We start from the raw sequence: 13,779 nt of genomic DNA on the forward strand, positions 1-13,779 counted from the left end.
TTACGCCTTCTGGCGCACGGACTTTCCAAGGAAACCCGTGGGCTTGAAGAGGATGACTGCGATAAGCACCGCGTAGGCGATGCCGTCGCGGTACAGGGATGATATGTACCCCGCGCCGAGCGCTTCGGCCACGCCGAGCACGATGCCGCCGATCATGGCTCCTGGCACCGAGCCGATCCCGCCCAAAACAGCGGCCGAGAAGGCCTTCACGCCGGCGTTGTAACCCATGGTCGGGTACATGGTATTGTAGAAAACGCTAACGAGAATGCCGGCCACCGCGCCAAGGGAGGAACCGATCAGAAACGTGAAGGAAATGACTCGATTGACGTTGATGCCCATGAGCGCCGCGGCCTTCTGGTTCTGGGCGAGAGCACGCATGGCGGTGCCGGTCTTGGTTTTGGTGATGACAAGGTTCAGACTGATCATGAGAACGATTGTCAGCGCGAAAATGAAGACCTGCAGCCAGCTGAGGTGCACCCCGGAGAAGGAGAACGCGGTCTCGCGGAAGAAGGTGGGAAGGGCCTCCTGGGGGAAGGGGCGGGGGCGGCTGCCCCAGATGATCATCGCCAGGTTCTGCAAGAAAATGGACATGCCGATGGCGGTGATCAGCGCGGCGAGTCGCGGAGCCTTGCGCAACGGCCTGTAGGCGATGATGTCGAGCAGCACGCCGAGACACCCGCAACAGAGCATGGCCATGGCGATGGCCGGAAAGAACGGCACTCCGAGCACGGTGATGAAGGTGGCGCAGAAAAAGGCGCCGAACATGTAGATTTCGCCATGGGCGAAGTTGATCAGCTCGATGACGCCGTAGACCATGCTGTATCCCACGGCGATGAGCGCATAGATCACGCCCAGGGTGAGTCCGTTGATAAGTTGCTGTTCGAGCACGGTGATCGCTCCAAGGGGGCCGCCTTGAAAAAGAAACAGGCTGGATGTGTTTTCCAGCCTGTTTCCCTTTCAGATCCGGTCCGCCCGCTAGTTCATCTGTTTAGGCGCAGCGGCGAACTTGCCGTCAATGACCATCTTCACGAACGCAGGCTTCTCGCAGTCGCCCTTCTCGTCGAACACGGTCTTGCCGCCGATGCCCATGTAGGGGTTGGAGGCGTTGAAGCCGGCCATGGCCTCGCGCACCTTCTCGCGGTCCGCGCCGCCCTTGGCGATGGCTTCGGCAACGATGCCGGTGGCGTCGTAGGCGTTGACGCTCATGTAGTCGGCGTCGCGCTTGTAGGTGGCCTTGAACTTCTCGATGAACTGCTTGGCCTCGGGAGAGGCGACGTCCTCGATGAAGGGAACGGCCACGTAGGTCTTCTCGGCGGCATCGCGCGCGAGCTTGATGTAGTCAACGTTGTCCAGGCCCTCGCCGCCGAGCTTGACGACGTCCATGCCCAGTTGCTTGGCCTGGGAGGCGATGAGCGCGCCCTCGCCGTAGTAGCCGGAGATGAAGATGCCCTCGGGGTTGGCGGCGCGGAACTTGGTCAGCTGCGGCGCGAAGTCCTGGGCGCCCTTGACGTAGGCTTCCTCGCCAACGACGTTCAGGCCGATCTTCTTGGCTTCGGCGGAGAAGGCGTCCTTCAGGCCGATGCCGTAGTCGTTGTTCTCATAGAACACGGCCACGGAATTCAGGCCCAGCATGTTCTTGGCGTAGCGGGCCATGAACACGCCCTGGAAATCGTCGCGGTACACGTTGCGGAACGACCAGACCTTGCCCGCGCGGTCCTGGTTCTTCTCGGAGATGGCGACGTTGGTCGCGGTCGGGGAGATGGCGGCCACGCCCGCGCGCACGTAGTTGGGCAGCGCGGCCAAGTGGGCGGAGGAGCAGACGTGGCCGACGACGGCCAGGATGCTCTTGTCCTGGGCGATCTTGGGAGCGACGGTGGCGGCTTCCTTGGGATCGCACTGCTCGTCCATCCAGACGACTTCGAGCTTGTTCCCGTTGATGCCTCCGGCGGCGTTGATCTCGTCAACCTTGATCTGGACGCCGGCCTTGACGTTGTCGCCATAAGGGGCGGCAGCGCCGGTGAAGGGGGCGGCCACGGCGATCTTGACCGAGGCCGCGAAGGACGGGGCGGCGAAAAGCGCCACGGCCAGGGCCGCGACCAGGACACTGAACAGTCTCTTGGACATGCTCTTCCTCCATGCTGGTTGAAGCAGATGCACGACGATGTATCCCCTTGCGGGCGGCCGGGCCGACAATCGGCTTCGGCCGTCTTGGCCTATGTCCCGTCACCTGACGGAAGCAAGAATCTCTGCCACGAAGTGGCAAATTTTGTCAAACACCCGCAACACGCCAGATTCGCCGAATATTGTTCGGTTCGAATCCTATTGCAAATGTTCCGGAGCCCTGGCGAGTTCGGCCTCGATCATGGCCCGCACACGCTCGTCCTTTGGCTCGATCGCGAGGGCCCGGCGCAGGCGCTCCTCCCCTTCGAGCGGGTTGTCGAGGTAATGCTTGTAGATCACGCCGAGATTGAAGAGGGCCATGACGTTTCCGGGCGCAACCGCCACGAGTTGCTCCAGAATGGCCGCGGACTCGGCGTAGCGCTCCATGCGGAACAGGGCCACGCCGTAAAGGTTCAGCGCCTCGGGATTGGTCGGCATGAGGTTCACCGCACTCTGGGCGAAAGATGCGGCCCTGTCCCAGGCGTTCATGGCCAGGAAGCGACGAGCCAGTTCGAGCTGCGCTTCGGGGTCGTCCGGGTTCTCGGCCAGCCGCTGCATCAGGCCGCGCACGGCCTCCATGTCGGCCTCTGACATGGCTGCCGGGCCGCCGCCCCCCATGGCTTGGCGGGGCTGCTCGCGCGGAGCCACGATGCGCGAGGGGTTCTCCATGCGGTAGAACAACGAGGACAGGAACATGACCACGAGCGAGGCCGCGACCAGAAGCACGAGCACCTTCCCGCCGACCGGGCCTATCGCGCCGGGGGTCGCGCCGTTCGTTCCCGAGGATTTGGCGGCACGCGTCATGACCGGACCTCCTCGTTCCCGCGCAAGGCGGCGAAACGTTTCAAGCTTCGCTCAAGGCCCGCCAGGCGGACCGCCAAAAAGGCCACGTAACCGCACAGGCCGAGCCAGACGGCCACGTTGGCGGCGATGAGATAGGTCGTGGTCATCATTCCCTCACACGTTTTCATCGGCCAGGACGGCCGTGCGCGCCGAAATCTCGTCCTGGGCCGCGAGGACGCGGAGCCTGAGCACGAGCAGCGCAATGAACAAAAGGCCGAAGGCGACGAGGCTCGCGCCCATGGCGTGCCACATCTCGGGCTCCATGCCCCCTCCCTTGGTCCCGATGACCGCGGGGTGGATGGAGCGCCACATCCTGGCCGAATAAAAGACCAGCGGCACGTCCACGAAGGCCACGATACCAAGCACGGCACAGGCCTTGGCGCGCCTGCCTTCGTGCATGGGCGCGCCGCGAAGCGCCAAGTAGGCCGCGTAGACGAACCACATCACCAGGGTCGTGGTCAGCCGCGGATCCCAGGTCCACCAAACGTTCCACGCCGCCCGGCCCCAGAACATGCCCGTGAGCAGCGCAAGACTCGTGAAGAGCACGCCCAGTTCGGCCGCAGCGCCCGCAAAGCGGTCGTAGCGGGCCTCGCCGCGCACCAGATAGAGAATGCTGGCGACGAAGACCAGGAAAAAGGAAATGAGCGCCCACCAGGACATGGGCAGGTGGAGGTAGAATATCTTCTGCACGAGCCCCATGGTGGCCTCGATGGGCGCGTAGACCCAGATCATGTACTGGGCCAGACACAAGGTCAGGGCGGCGAGGACAAGCAGGATGCGCATTTCATTCGTCTCCACAGAACACGAAGGGGTATAGCACCAAGGCCCCGGCCGTGAACAGGGCATCGAAGGCCGCTCCCAGGGCGAGCCACTGCATCGGTCCCTCGATGTCCTCGGCACCCAGGGCGAAGGCGAGCGTCTTGACTCCGGCCAGAAGGGCCGGGACCAGGAGCGGGAACAGGATGATGGAGAGCAACGACTCCTTGGCCGACTGCCCGTGCGCCAGCGCGCCCAAGAGCGCGCCCAGGCAGCAAAGTCCCCAATCGACCACAAGGATGCCAAAGAGTCCCATGGCGAATCCCTCGCCGAGTCCCTGGCCGAGAAAGACGATCACGGCCGGGGCGAACACGGCCTGTACCAACAGCAGGAGCGCCATGCAGGCAAGAGCCTTGCCCAGCCACACGGCCTGCGGCGGCGCGGGCGAGAGCAAAAGCCCCTGGCGCGCTCCGGCTTCGTCCTCGAAGCCGTAGAGCGTGTTGCAGAACAGGATCAGGGCGAAGGCCGTGGAAAGCCAGAAGATGACTGCGGCCGCAAGGGCTGGCGTGGCCTCGCCCGGTGCGCGCGAAAGGCTGAAAAGAAAGACCAGAAGAAGGCCCAGCAGCAATGCCTGGGCAAGTCCCTGCCCGGCCGCGAAGACCATGCGCAAGTCCTTGGAGGCTATGGCCAGGGCGGGTCTCAGCACAGCCCCTCCGCCTCGGGCCTGAACTCCGCGGCCGGACCGCAGAAGGCCGCGCGGCCTCCCTTCAGGTGCAAGACCTTGTCCGCCATGGCCAGATCGTGCGCCACGTGGTGGCTGACCCACACGAGCCCCGCGCCGCGGTCGCGCGCGACCGTTATCTCGCGGTCGAGCATGGTCCGCGAGCGGACGTCCAAGCCTGTGCCGGGCTCGTCGAGCAGCAAGAGTTCGGGCGAGAGCAGCAGCACGCGCGCCAGGGCGAGACGCTGCGCCATGCCACGCGAGAAGCGGCCCGCCTTTTCCTCGGCCACGGCCGCGAGGTTCACGCGCGAGAGGATCGCGAGCAGCGTCTCGTGATCGGCGGCGCAACCGTGCAGTCCGGCCCAGAACCGCAGGTTGTCCAGGGCGCTCAGGTGCGGATAGATGAAGGTCTCGTGACCGAGCAGGCCGACGCCGCCCGCTCGCGCGCCGCGTTCGACCGCGCCTGCGTCGGGCCGGGCCAGACCGGCCAGAAGGCGCAAAAGCGTGGACTTGCCCGCGCCGTTCTCTCCGGCCAGGAGCCAGATCTCGCCGGGCAGGACGCTCAGGCTCACGCCTTTGAAGACGAGCTTGTGGCCGTAGAACTTGGCCACGCCCGAGCAGGAAACGAGCGGGGCGGCGCCCCTAGCCTCGCCCATTCGCCGTCCCTTCGCGCCTGTGCACGCCGCGCATGCACAAGAATCCCGCCAGACACATCAGGGTCGAACCGATCCAGACCCAGTTGACCAGGGGGTTGACCGAGAGTTTGAAGGAGGCGCGATGCTGCCGGTCCACGGCCAGGAGCACGGCGTACAACTCCTTGCCCAAGGAGGGAATGACCTCGACCTCGGCGAACGGCTGGTCGAAATTGCGGTAGATGCGGCGCTCGGGGCGCAGCACGCCGACCTCGCGGCCGTCCTTGGTCGCCTGGACGCGGGCCTGGATGCCGGACATGCCGACGCGCTCGAACTCGCGCATGTCGTGGTAGGTGAAGACGTAGCCGTCGATGGTCACGGACTCGCCCGGATCGAGCACCGCCTCCACGGCCTCGGAATACGGCCCGGACACGGCCACGCCGATCACGACCAGCGCAAGCCCCATGTGCACGCCGACGAAGCCCACGCCGCGCATGCGCTTCCTGACCGAGGCGTCGGTGGCGAGCAGCACGGCCAGCCCCACGAGGGCGGCTCCTCCGGCAGCGCCGGCGAGCAGGGCCACGGGCATGGTGTAGCCGAACAGGGCCATGACGCCCGCCGCCGGAAGCAGCGCGGCCAGGGCGATCTTGGCTCCGGCCTTCAACCCCTGCCCGTCCTTCCAGTTCAGCCAGGGACACGGCACGAGCAAAAGCGCGATGACCGCGAAGAGCGGCAGGCAGACGCGATTGTAGAAGTTCGCGTCCAGTCCCACGGTGTTCTCGCTCCACAGGGAGCTTATGACTGGCCACATGGTGCCGAGTCCGACCACGAGGCCAAGGCCCAGGAAGAGCCAGGCCGTGAGTAGCAGAAAGCCGGGCCGGGTGAGCAGGCCGGGCATGTCGCGGCCCTGCGGACCGGGCGTGACGACCAGGGCGATCAGGGTCAGGGCCAAGCCGAAAAGCATGGAAACGATCAGCGGTACGGCCACGCCGGTGCCGCCGAAGGCGTGCAGCGAATCAACCACGCCGCTACGCACAAGGTAGGTGGCGAAGATGCAGGTCAGAAGCGAGAGCATCATCAGGAAGATGTTGGTGTTGTGCAGGCTGCCCCGCCGTTCCTGGACGATCAGGGTGTGGATCAGGGCCGAGGAGGCGAACCAGGGCAGGAGCGAGGCGTTCTCGACCGGATCCCAGGCCCAGTAACCGCCCCAGCCGAGCTCCATGTAGGCCCACCAGCCGCCGAGCACGATGCCCGCGGTCAGGAATATCCAGGAGAAGAGGTTCCAGACGCGGCCCACGGGCAGCCAGTCATGGTTCTCACCGGACAGGCGGCTGGCCAGGGCCAGACAGGCGGGCACGGTGAAGCCCGCGTAGCCCAGGAAGAGCAGCGGCGGGTGGAAGATCATGCCGGGGTTGCGCAGAAGCGGGTTCAGGCCCCGGCCGTCGGCCGGAGGCACGGCGAACTCGATGAAGGGGTTGCTCCAGGCGCTCAGGAGCAGCAGGAAGAACGCCTGTACGGCCAGGAAGAGCAGCCAGTAGGTGTTCTTCGTGGCGGTCGGCATGGCGCGGTAGCTCGGCGTGACCTGAAACACGAGGCCCATGAGCGCCACGAGCCAGGCCCAGAAGAGCAGCGATCCGGCCTGCCCGGCCCAAAAGGCCGTGACCGCGTAGAACAGCGGCAGGGTCGAATCGGAGTAGTCGTGCACGTACTTGAGGGAATAGTCCTGGCGCACGAAGGCCAGCAGGAGCAGCAGCGAGGACAGCGTGACCGAGGCCACGGCCAGGAAGTTGCCCCGCTCGATCCAGGGGCCGAAACCCCTCTCGCCGCGCAGGGCCTGGAACGCGGCGGCTCCGCCGGAGAAAAGGTAAACGAAGAGAGCCAGAAGAAGAGCCCAATAGGCGATAGCGTGCATGCGGCGTCCTTTGTCGCGGGAGGTTTTGGCCCGGCAGGCCGTTTCGAAGGAGAGAAGACGGCTAGCCCTTGAGAGAGGCCTTCTCTTCCTCGCGGATCTTCTCGTACTTGCTCGGACACTTGGTCATCAGCGTGGTGGCCATGAAGGCTTCAGGACCCATACGGCCCTCCACGATGACTTCGACGCCGGGAGTGAATGTGTCGGGAACCACGCCGGTGTAATCCACGCGCATGGTCTTTGCGGGGTCGTCCTTGTCGGCCAGGGTGAATACTGCCCCGAGCCCGCCTTCCTTGCGCGAAAGGTCGTCGGGCAGCACTTGGCCGAACAGCCGGGCCTGCTTCAACTCGCCCTTGGCCTCAACGGCCAGCGCCTCGGAGACGTTGACGAAATAGACGCTGTCGCCGGTCAGCCCGGAGAACAACAGCCAGCCGAACCCCGTCAGGAACAGGGCGGCGGCGACGAGATAGATGGACTTGCTTGAACGCTTGGCCATGTATGTCCTCCGAAGGATATCACGATCTGGACTGGGTCAGGGTCTTGCGCCGTCGGCGGGCCAGTTCGCGCATGTCGGCCACCTGGTCGGTCTCGTCGACGATTTCCTTGCCCAATATTTCCTCCAGCACGTCTTCCAACGTAATAACGCCAGAAAAACCTCCGTACTCGTCGAGCACGACGAACAGGTGCGTGCGGGATTCGAGGAACTTAATAAGCGCACGGTCCAGGGTCAAGGATTCCAGGATAAATTCCACCGGTTTCATGAGTTGGGCCAGGGTCGCGCCGTGGCGGTCCTTGGCCAAGGCTTCGAGCACCTCGCGGCGGTAGACCAGCCCGACGATGTCTTCGGAGTCGTCCTCCCAGACGGGCACGCGGCTGTGCGGCCACATGCCGTCCTCGCGCATGGCCTCGGACACGCTGAGATTCGCGGGCCGGGAAAAGACCACCGTGCGCGGGGTCATGACGTCTTCAACGCGCTTTTTATCCAGGGTCAGGATGTTGCGGATGGACAGTTCCTCGTAGGGTTTGAGAAGCCCGGCCTTGCGCGTCAGGCTGACGATGGCCTTGATGTCCTCTTCCGTGGTCTGCGGGCCGCCGCTCTTGTCCTTGAGAAAACCCACCACGAAGCCCAGCAGCCAGGTGACGGGCGAGAAAACGCGCACCATCCATCTGATGGGCCAGGCCAGCACCGGAGCCACTTGGCGGCAGTAAAGCACGCCGATGGTTTTGGGAATGATTTCGCCGAAGATCAGGATGATGACCGTAAAGACGATGGCGAAGAACAGCAGGTTCTGCGTCCCGAAGACGCCCGCCGCAGCCGCCCCGGCCACGGAGGCTCCGGCCGTGTTGGCCACGGTGTTCAGAGTCAGGATGGCGGAAATGGGCTTCTCGATGTCCTGGCGCAACTCGTAAAGGACGTCTCCCGAGCGACGCTTTTCGCGGCGCAGCCCCTCGATCTTGGCCCAGGATATGGAATACAGCGCGGCTTCGCTCAGCGAGCAAAAGAAGGAGATGAGCGTGGCGAGCCCCACGGCGAGGATAAGTACCAGCATGTTCGATCCGGACCGCACACGGGAAATCCTTGCTGCGGCTCGAACCGAAGCCACTAGCAGACGGACGGGCTTCCCGCAAGCACCCGCGCCTTGACCGCGCGGGGCCAAATGGCGCATACCTGCCCCACCCATGGACTCGCGAAAAACTCCGCCCACCGGCCCCTTTTCCCGCATCGCCCTGTGGCAGACCGCCTTTCTGGGCGACGCAGTGCTCACGCTGCCCCTAGCCGCGACGCTCAAGCGCGCTTGGCCCAGTGCCGAGATGACTTTTTTCGTGCGCAAGGGCCTTGGCGGCCTCTTTTCCGCTCAGCCCGAGTTCTCGCGCGTCGTGGAGATCGACAAACGCGGCGCGGACAAGGGGATTGCCGGGGCCATCCGCCTGGGACGCATGCTGCGCGGCCAGGGATTCGACCTCATGGTCTCGGCCCACACGAGCCTTCGCAGCGCCCTGGTGGCCCTGTCCTCGGGCATCGCCACGCGCGTGGGTTACGACGCGCCGCTCTTCAACCGCCTGGCCTACACCCGCGCTGTGCCGCGCCGTTTCGAGGAATTGGACGAGATCGAACGGCTGCTCGGCCTGGCCGAGGCGCTGGGGCTTCACGATCACGCCGCCTGGCCCGGCCTCGTCCTGCCGGACGCGGCGCTTCGCGAGGCCGAGGCGCTCCTTCACGGCCTGAGCGGGCCGCTGATCGGCCTGCACCCAGGCTCGGTCTGGCCCACCAAACGCTGGCCCGCACCGCATTTCGCGCGGCTGGCCGATCTTTGCCTCACGGCCGGGTTCACGGTCCTGCTCTTCGCCGGCCCGGGCGAGGAGGACACGGCGCGCGCCGTGCGCGCGGCCATGCGCGGCAAAGACAGCGCCGGGTTGACGGACTTCTCCGGCAGGCTCTCCCTGCCCGTGCTCGCTGCCGTGCTCGGCAGGCTCGACGCCTACGCCACCAACGACTCCGGCCCCATGCACCTGGCCTGGGCGCAAAAGACGCCCGTGGCCGCCTTCTTCGGCCCCACGGTGCGCTCGCTGGGGTTCTTCCCGCGCGGCCGGAGCCGCGTGCTGGAAACGCCCCTGCCCTGCCGCCCCTGCGGCCTGCACGGCCACAAGACGTGCCCCGAAGGGCACCACCGCTGCATGACCGATGTCACGCCCGAGGAGGCCTTCGCCGTGGTGCGCGATCTCGTGGAGCAGGGCCGGGAGGACGCCCGGTGAGCGAAAAACCGAACCGGTCCGTGGACGCCGTGGCCGTTCGCCTCGGCGCGCTCGGCGACGTGGTGCTGACCACGGGCGTTCTGGACTACTGGGGCCGCACCCGGGACATGCGCTTTTGCGTCGTGACCCGCGCCCGCTTCGCGCCGGTCTTCGAGGGCCACCCGGCCGTGGCCGAGGTGGTGGCCCTTGACGAGGCCAAGGTGCGCTCGGAGTGGTTCTCGATCTGCTCGCGGCTGGCCAAGAGCCGTGGCGGGCTGCCGCTCGTGGACCTGCACGCCAACGGCCGTACCCTGCTCCTGGCCTCGCTGTGGAAGGGACGATACCGCAAATATCCCAAGCTCTCGCTCATGCGCCGCCTGTACCGGGCCTTCAGGCCGGGGTTCGCGGCCGCGCGGCTGTTGCGCTGCAACGTGCCGCAGCGCTACGCCCTGGCCCTGGAGAAGGAGCCGCCCCCGGCCGAGGAACTCGTCCCGGTCATCCGCGTCTCGGAGGAAGAGACGCGAAAGGCCCTGGAGTTCCTGCGCACCGAGGACATGGCCTCGCCCTTCGTGGCCCTGCACCCCTACGCAACGCACGTGAACAAGGCTTGGCCCAAGGAGCGTTGGCTGGAACTGATCGAGCTTTTGGAGCGTGCCGGACGCGACTATCTGGTGCTGGGCATGAGCAAGGACCCCTTCCTACGCGGGCACGCGGGAAAGCGCGACCTGACGAACGCGACGAGCCTTCGCGCCACCTGCGCTCTGCTCGCCCAGGCGAGCGCCCTGGTCACGGGCGACTCAGGCCCCATGCATCTGGCCACGGCCGTGGGCACGCCCGTGACAGCGCTTTTCGGCCCCACCACGCGCCACTGGGGTTTCTACCCCTCCGGTCCTGGGGATGCAGTGGTCGAGCGTCCCCTGCCCTGCCGCCCTTGCGACCTGCACGGCGGCGCGGCCTGCGCGCGCGGACACGAGTGCCTGGCGTCCATCACGGCCGACGAAGTCTTCGGCCTCCTGCCCGCCTGACAGACTGCCCTGATCAGGCGCGGGCCTCGCCCCGCCAGGGGGCCAGGGCCTCGGGCGAAAGGGCTGAAAGCCCCTCCTCCACCTCCGGCGGCACTAGGCATTTGAGGCTCTGGCCCGCGAGCAGCCGCGCCCGGACGAGCGTAGCGCTGATATCGAGCAGCGGCGCGTCCAGAAGATGCACCGCGCCGCCCTCGGGCAGCCGCCACACGCCGGCCCTCTCCTCGCGCGCGCCGGGCCAGAACCGGGGCACGAAGGCCTCGGCCTCGGCCCGGGTCGCGCCCGGCCGGGGCAAGACGGCCAGCGCGGCGTGGCGCGGCAGTTCCCGGCCGCGATGCCACAGCCCGAGGCTCACCAGGTCCGTGGCTCCGCAGATGAAGAACAGTTCGTCGTCAGGGTGACGGCGGGCATAGTCGGCCAGGGTGTCCACCGTATAGGACGGCCCCGGCCGCCCGGCCTCCACGCGGCTCAACGCGAAGCCGGGGCAACTCGCCAGGGCCGCTTCGAGCAACCGGCAGCGCGCCTCGAAATCCAGGATGCCGCCGGACTTGTGCGGCGGCCGCGCGGCGGGCACGAACTCGACGCGCGAGAGATCGAGCGCCTCGCGCGCCTCCACGGCCATACGCAGATGGGCGCAGTGCACGGGATTGAAGGTGCCGCCGAAAATCCCGAGCCGCATCAGTTCCTGACCTGCCCCTCGCCCAGGACCACGAACTTGGTCGAGGTCAGCTCGCGCGCGCCCATGGGGCCGTAGGCGTGCAGCTTGGAGGTGGAGATGCCTATCTCGGCCCCAAGCCCGAGTTGGCCGCCGTCGTTGAAGCGCGTGGAGGCGTTGACCGCGATCATGGAGGCGTCGGCCTCGCGCAGGAAGCGCATGGCCCGGGCGTGGTCGCGGGTGCAAATGGCCTCTGTGTGATTCGAGCCGTAGGCCGCGATGTGGGCCAGGGCCGCGTCCATGTCGGAAACCACGCGCACGGCCAGAACAAGGGCGTGGAATTCATGCCCCCAATCCTCGGGCGCGGCCTCCCTGGCCCCGGAACCAAGCAGCGGCAGAGAGGCCGGGCAAGCCCGAAATTCCACACCCGCCGCGCCCAGGCCCTCGGCCACGCGAGGCAGGAAGGAGCGGGCCACAGACTCGTGCACGAGCAGGCATTCCAGGGCGTTGCACACGCCGGGCCGCTGGCACTTGCCGTTCATGGCGATGTGCAAGGCCTGATCCAGGTCGGCTCCGGCATCGACGTAGAGATGGCACACGCCCTTGTAGTGCTTGAGCACGGGCATGGTGGCCTGCTCCACCACGGCCCGGATCAACCCTTCTCCGCCGCGCGGGATGACCACGTCGATGTAGTCGTCGAGCTTCAGGAGGTGGCTGACGGCCTCGCGCTCGGTGGTGTTAAGCACCTGGGCCACGTCGGCGGGAAGCCCCTGCGAAACCAGGGCGTCGCGCAGCACCTTGCCGAGCGCCTGGTTGGAATGAAAGGCCTCGGAACCGCCGCGCAGGATCACGGCATTGCCCGCCTTCAGGCACAGGATGGCCGCGTCGATGGTCACGTTGGGCCGCGACTCGTAGATCATGCAGACGACGCCGAGCGGTACGCGCATACGGCCGACCATGAGCCCGTTGGGCCGCTTGGTCATGGACTCGATGGCCCCCACGGGATCGTCCTGGCCCGCGACCTCGCGGCAGGCCGCGATCATCGAGTCGATCACGGCCGGGGTCAGCGCCAAGCGGTCCAGCTTGGCCGAATCCATGCCAGCGTCGCGCGCGGCCGAAAGATCGCGATCGTTGGCCTCCATGATGTTCTTGCGGCGCTCGTCGAGCAGCCGGGCCGCCTCGAACAGCACCGCGTCCTTGCGCGCTCCGCCCGCCCGGGCCATGGCCCGCGAGGCTTCACGTCCGGCCCTGGCGAGCGAACGCATCCTGCCCCTCAAATCTTCCCGAATCATCTTCTCCGTCCTCCACGTGGGCCTGTGGCGGCCCGCCCGGGGCGAGCCGTCCATCGTTCGCTTGCTATCAGATCGCCCCTGTCTTGGCAAAAGCAGAAGGCACCGCCAAGATGTGTTTCCGGACAATCAAATTTGTCATGTCTTGACGCCACAGGGAACCTCGGGCCATAACTCTTTTCGACGAGGAGACGCCGCCGAACAGACTGGCGGCGTCCCCTTTTTTCATGTCGCGTCGGTAGCTTGACACGAACTCTCGGCGCGGAGCGAGAACTCTGGAAGAATCTTTTTGATCTTTTTGTCATTTAGGCGTACAGACAACCTTCATTTTCGTAAAATCATACGGAGGCCCCCCCTGCATGACCGCTGACCAAAGTTCGACGTCCAATGCCCAGCGCCCGCTGGAGCCCATCCAGGCCGACACCGGAATGCCCCAGTGGCTGACGGCCAATCTGAAGACAATCATCGCGGGCATCGTCGGCGCGGTGCTCGTGGCCGTGCTCATCGCGGGCTACCGCTGGTACGACGAACGCACCACCCGCGCGGCCATCGACAGACTCGGCGAAATCATGGCCATGGACTCCGGCGCTACGCAGGTCAAGGAGCTCACGGCTTTTGCGGCCAGCGCGCCCAAGGACCTGCGCCTGAACGCACAATTCCTCCTGGCCGACGCGGCCATGGAGTCAGGTGACTACACCACGGCCGCGACGGCCTATGCAACCATCGAGAGTTCGGCTGAAAAAGCCCTGGCTCTGACAGCCGGGCTCGGCCGCGCGGCCGCCCTGCTCAAGGACGGCAAGGCCGACGAGGCCCTGCGCGTGCTGAATGGCATGCGGACCAAAGCGCCCCAGACCTTCATGAACATCATTCTCGTGCAGACGACCGTGGCCGCCGAAGCAGCCGGAAACAAGGCCGAGGCGCTCGCCGCCTTCGAGGCCCTGGCCGATCTTCCGGGCGGAGCGGAGAATCCCTACTACGCATACAAGATCGCGGCCCTCAGGGCTTCCCTGGCCGGATCGTAAAGGAGTTGGCGACACCATGGCCCATCCCCTTCTGGCC

General features: G+C 66.2%; 15 protein-coding genes. 3 read left to right on the forward strand and 12 right to left on the reverse strand.

Annotated elements, in window-relative coordinates:
• The 10 genes from DSAT_RS11770 to DSAT_RS11810 form a co-directional block, all read right to left on the reverse strand.
• Positions 1–888 (reverse strand): branched-chain amino acid ABC transporter permease, encoded by an 888-nt coding sequence (locus tag DSAT_RS11770; RefSeq protein WP_020887744.1) that lies wholly within the window; start codon positions 886–888, stop codon positions 1–3.
• Positions 889–975: 87 nt separating this feature from the next.
• Positions 976–2,124: an ABC transporter substrate-binding protein gene (locus DSAT_RS11775; protein ID WP_020887745.1), complete on the reverse strand. Its 1,149-nt coding sequence runs from the start codon at positions 2,122–2,124 to the stop codon at positions 976–978.
• Between the two features lie 195 nt (positions 2,125–2,319).
• Positions 2,320–2,964 (reverse strand): tetratricopeptide repeat protein, encoded by a 645-nt coding sequence (locus tag DSAT_RS11780; protein WP_020887746.1) that lies wholly within the window; start codon positions 2,962–2,964, stop codon positions 2,320–2,322.
• Positions 2,961–3,110: a CcmD family protein gene (locus tag DSAT_RS15200; RefSeq protein WP_020887747.1), complete on the reverse strand. Its 150-nt coding sequence runs from the start codon at positions 3,108–3,110 to the stop codon at positions 2,961–2,963. Before DSAT_RS15200 ends, DSAT_RS11780 begins: the two co-directional genes overlap by 4 nt.
• A 7-nt stretch (positions 3,111–3,117) precedes the next feature.
• Complete coding sequence (gene ccsA / locus DSAT_RS11785; protein WP_020887748.1) at positions 3,118–3,786, reverse strand: cytochrome c biogenesis protein CcsA; 669 nt, start codon at positions 3,784–3,786, stop codon at positions 3,118–3,120.
• A 1-nt stretch (position 3,787) separates the two neighbouring features.
• Positions 3,788–4,465, reverse strand: coding sequence for a heme exporter protein CcmB (locus DSAT_RS11790; RefSeq protein WP_020887749.1), 678 nt, complete (start codon positions 4,463–4,465; stop codon positions 3,788–3,790).
• Positions 4,459–5,136: an ABC transporter ATP-binding protein gene (locus DSAT_RS11795; RefSeq protein WP_020887750.1), complete on the reverse strand. Its 678-nt coding sequence runs from the start codon at positions 5,134–5,136 to the stop codon at positions 4,459–4,461. Before DSAT_RS11795 ends, DSAT_RS11790 begins: the two co-directional genes overlap by 7 nt.
• Complete coding sequence (locus DSAT_RS11800; protein WP_020887751.1) at positions 5,123–7,024, reverse strand: heme lyase CcmF/NrfE family subunit; 1,902 nt, start codon at positions 7,022–7,024, stop codon at positions 5,123–5,125. The genes DSAT_RS11795 and DSAT_RS11800 overlap by 14 nt, the downstream gene beginning before the upstream one ends.
• 61 nt (positions 7,025–7,085) lie before the next feature.
• On the reverse strand, positions 7,086–7,517 hold the full coding sequence (locus tag DSAT_RS11805) for a cytochrome c maturation protein CcmE (RefSeq protein WP_020887752.1): 432 nt from the start codon (positions 7,515–7,517) through the stop codon (positions 7,086–7,088).
• A 19-nt stretch (positions 7,518–7,536) separates the two neighbouring features.
• A complete protein-coding gene (locus DSAT_RS11810) occupies positions 7,537–8,571 on the reverse strand; it encodes a hemolysin family protein (protein ID WP_020887753.1) in 1,035 nt (344 codons plus the stop codon).
• A 130-nt stretch (positions 8,572–8,701) separates the two neighbouring features.
• On the opposite strand from DSAT_RS11810, the gene DSAT_RS11815 reads away from it, so the two are divergent.
• Both DSAT_RS11815 and DSAT_RS11820 read left to right on the forward strand, forming a co-directional pair.
• Complete coding sequence (locus DSAT_RS11815) at positions 8,702–9,775, forward strand: glycosyltransferase family 9 protein (RefSeq protein WP_020887754.1); 1,074 nt, start codon at positions 8,702–8,704, stop codon at positions 9,773–9,775.
• Entirely contained in the window at positions 9,772–10,779 is a 1,008-nt protein-coding gene (locus DSAT_RS11820) for a glycosyltransferase family 9 protein (RefSeq protein WP_020887755.1), read from the forward strand. Before DSAT_RS11815 ends, DSAT_RS11820 begins: the two co-directional genes overlap by 4 nt.
• A gap of 13 nt (positions 10,780–10,792) precedes the next feature.
• Here DSAT_RS11820 and nadD read toward each other — a convergent pair whose 3' ends face one another.
• A complete protein-coding gene (nadD, locus tag DSAT_RS11825) occupies positions 10,793–11,455 on the reverse strand; it encodes a nicotinate-nucleotide adenylyltransferase (protein ID WP_020887756.1) in 663 nt (220 codons plus the stop codon).
• A complete protein-coding gene (locus DSAT_RS11830; RefSeq protein ID WP_020887757.1) occupies positions 11,455–12,723 on the reverse strand; it encodes a glutamate-5-semialdehyde dehydrogenase in 1,269 nt (422 codons plus the stop codon). The genes nadD and DSAT_RS11830 overlap by 1 nt, the downstream gene beginning before the upstream one ends.
• Positions 12,724–13,079: 356 nt before the next feature.
• On the opposite strand from DSAT_RS11830, the gene DSAT_RS11835 reads away from it, so the two are divergent.
• On the forward strand, positions 13,080–13,742 hold the full coding sequence (locus DSAT_RS11835) for a tetratricopeptide repeat protein (RefSeq protein ID WP_020887758.1): 663 nt from the start codon (positions 13,080–13,082) through the stop codon (positions 13,740–13,742).
• The last annotated feature ends 37 nt before the right edge of the window (positions 13,743–13,779 follow it).

The sequence above is a fragment of the Alkalidesulfovibrio alkalitolerans DSM 16529 genome, from assembly GCF_000422245.1.
GTDB lineage: Bacteria > Desulfobacterota > Desulfovibrionia > Desulfovibrionales > Desulfovibrionaceae > Alkalidesulfovibrio > Alkalidesulfovibrio alkalitolerans.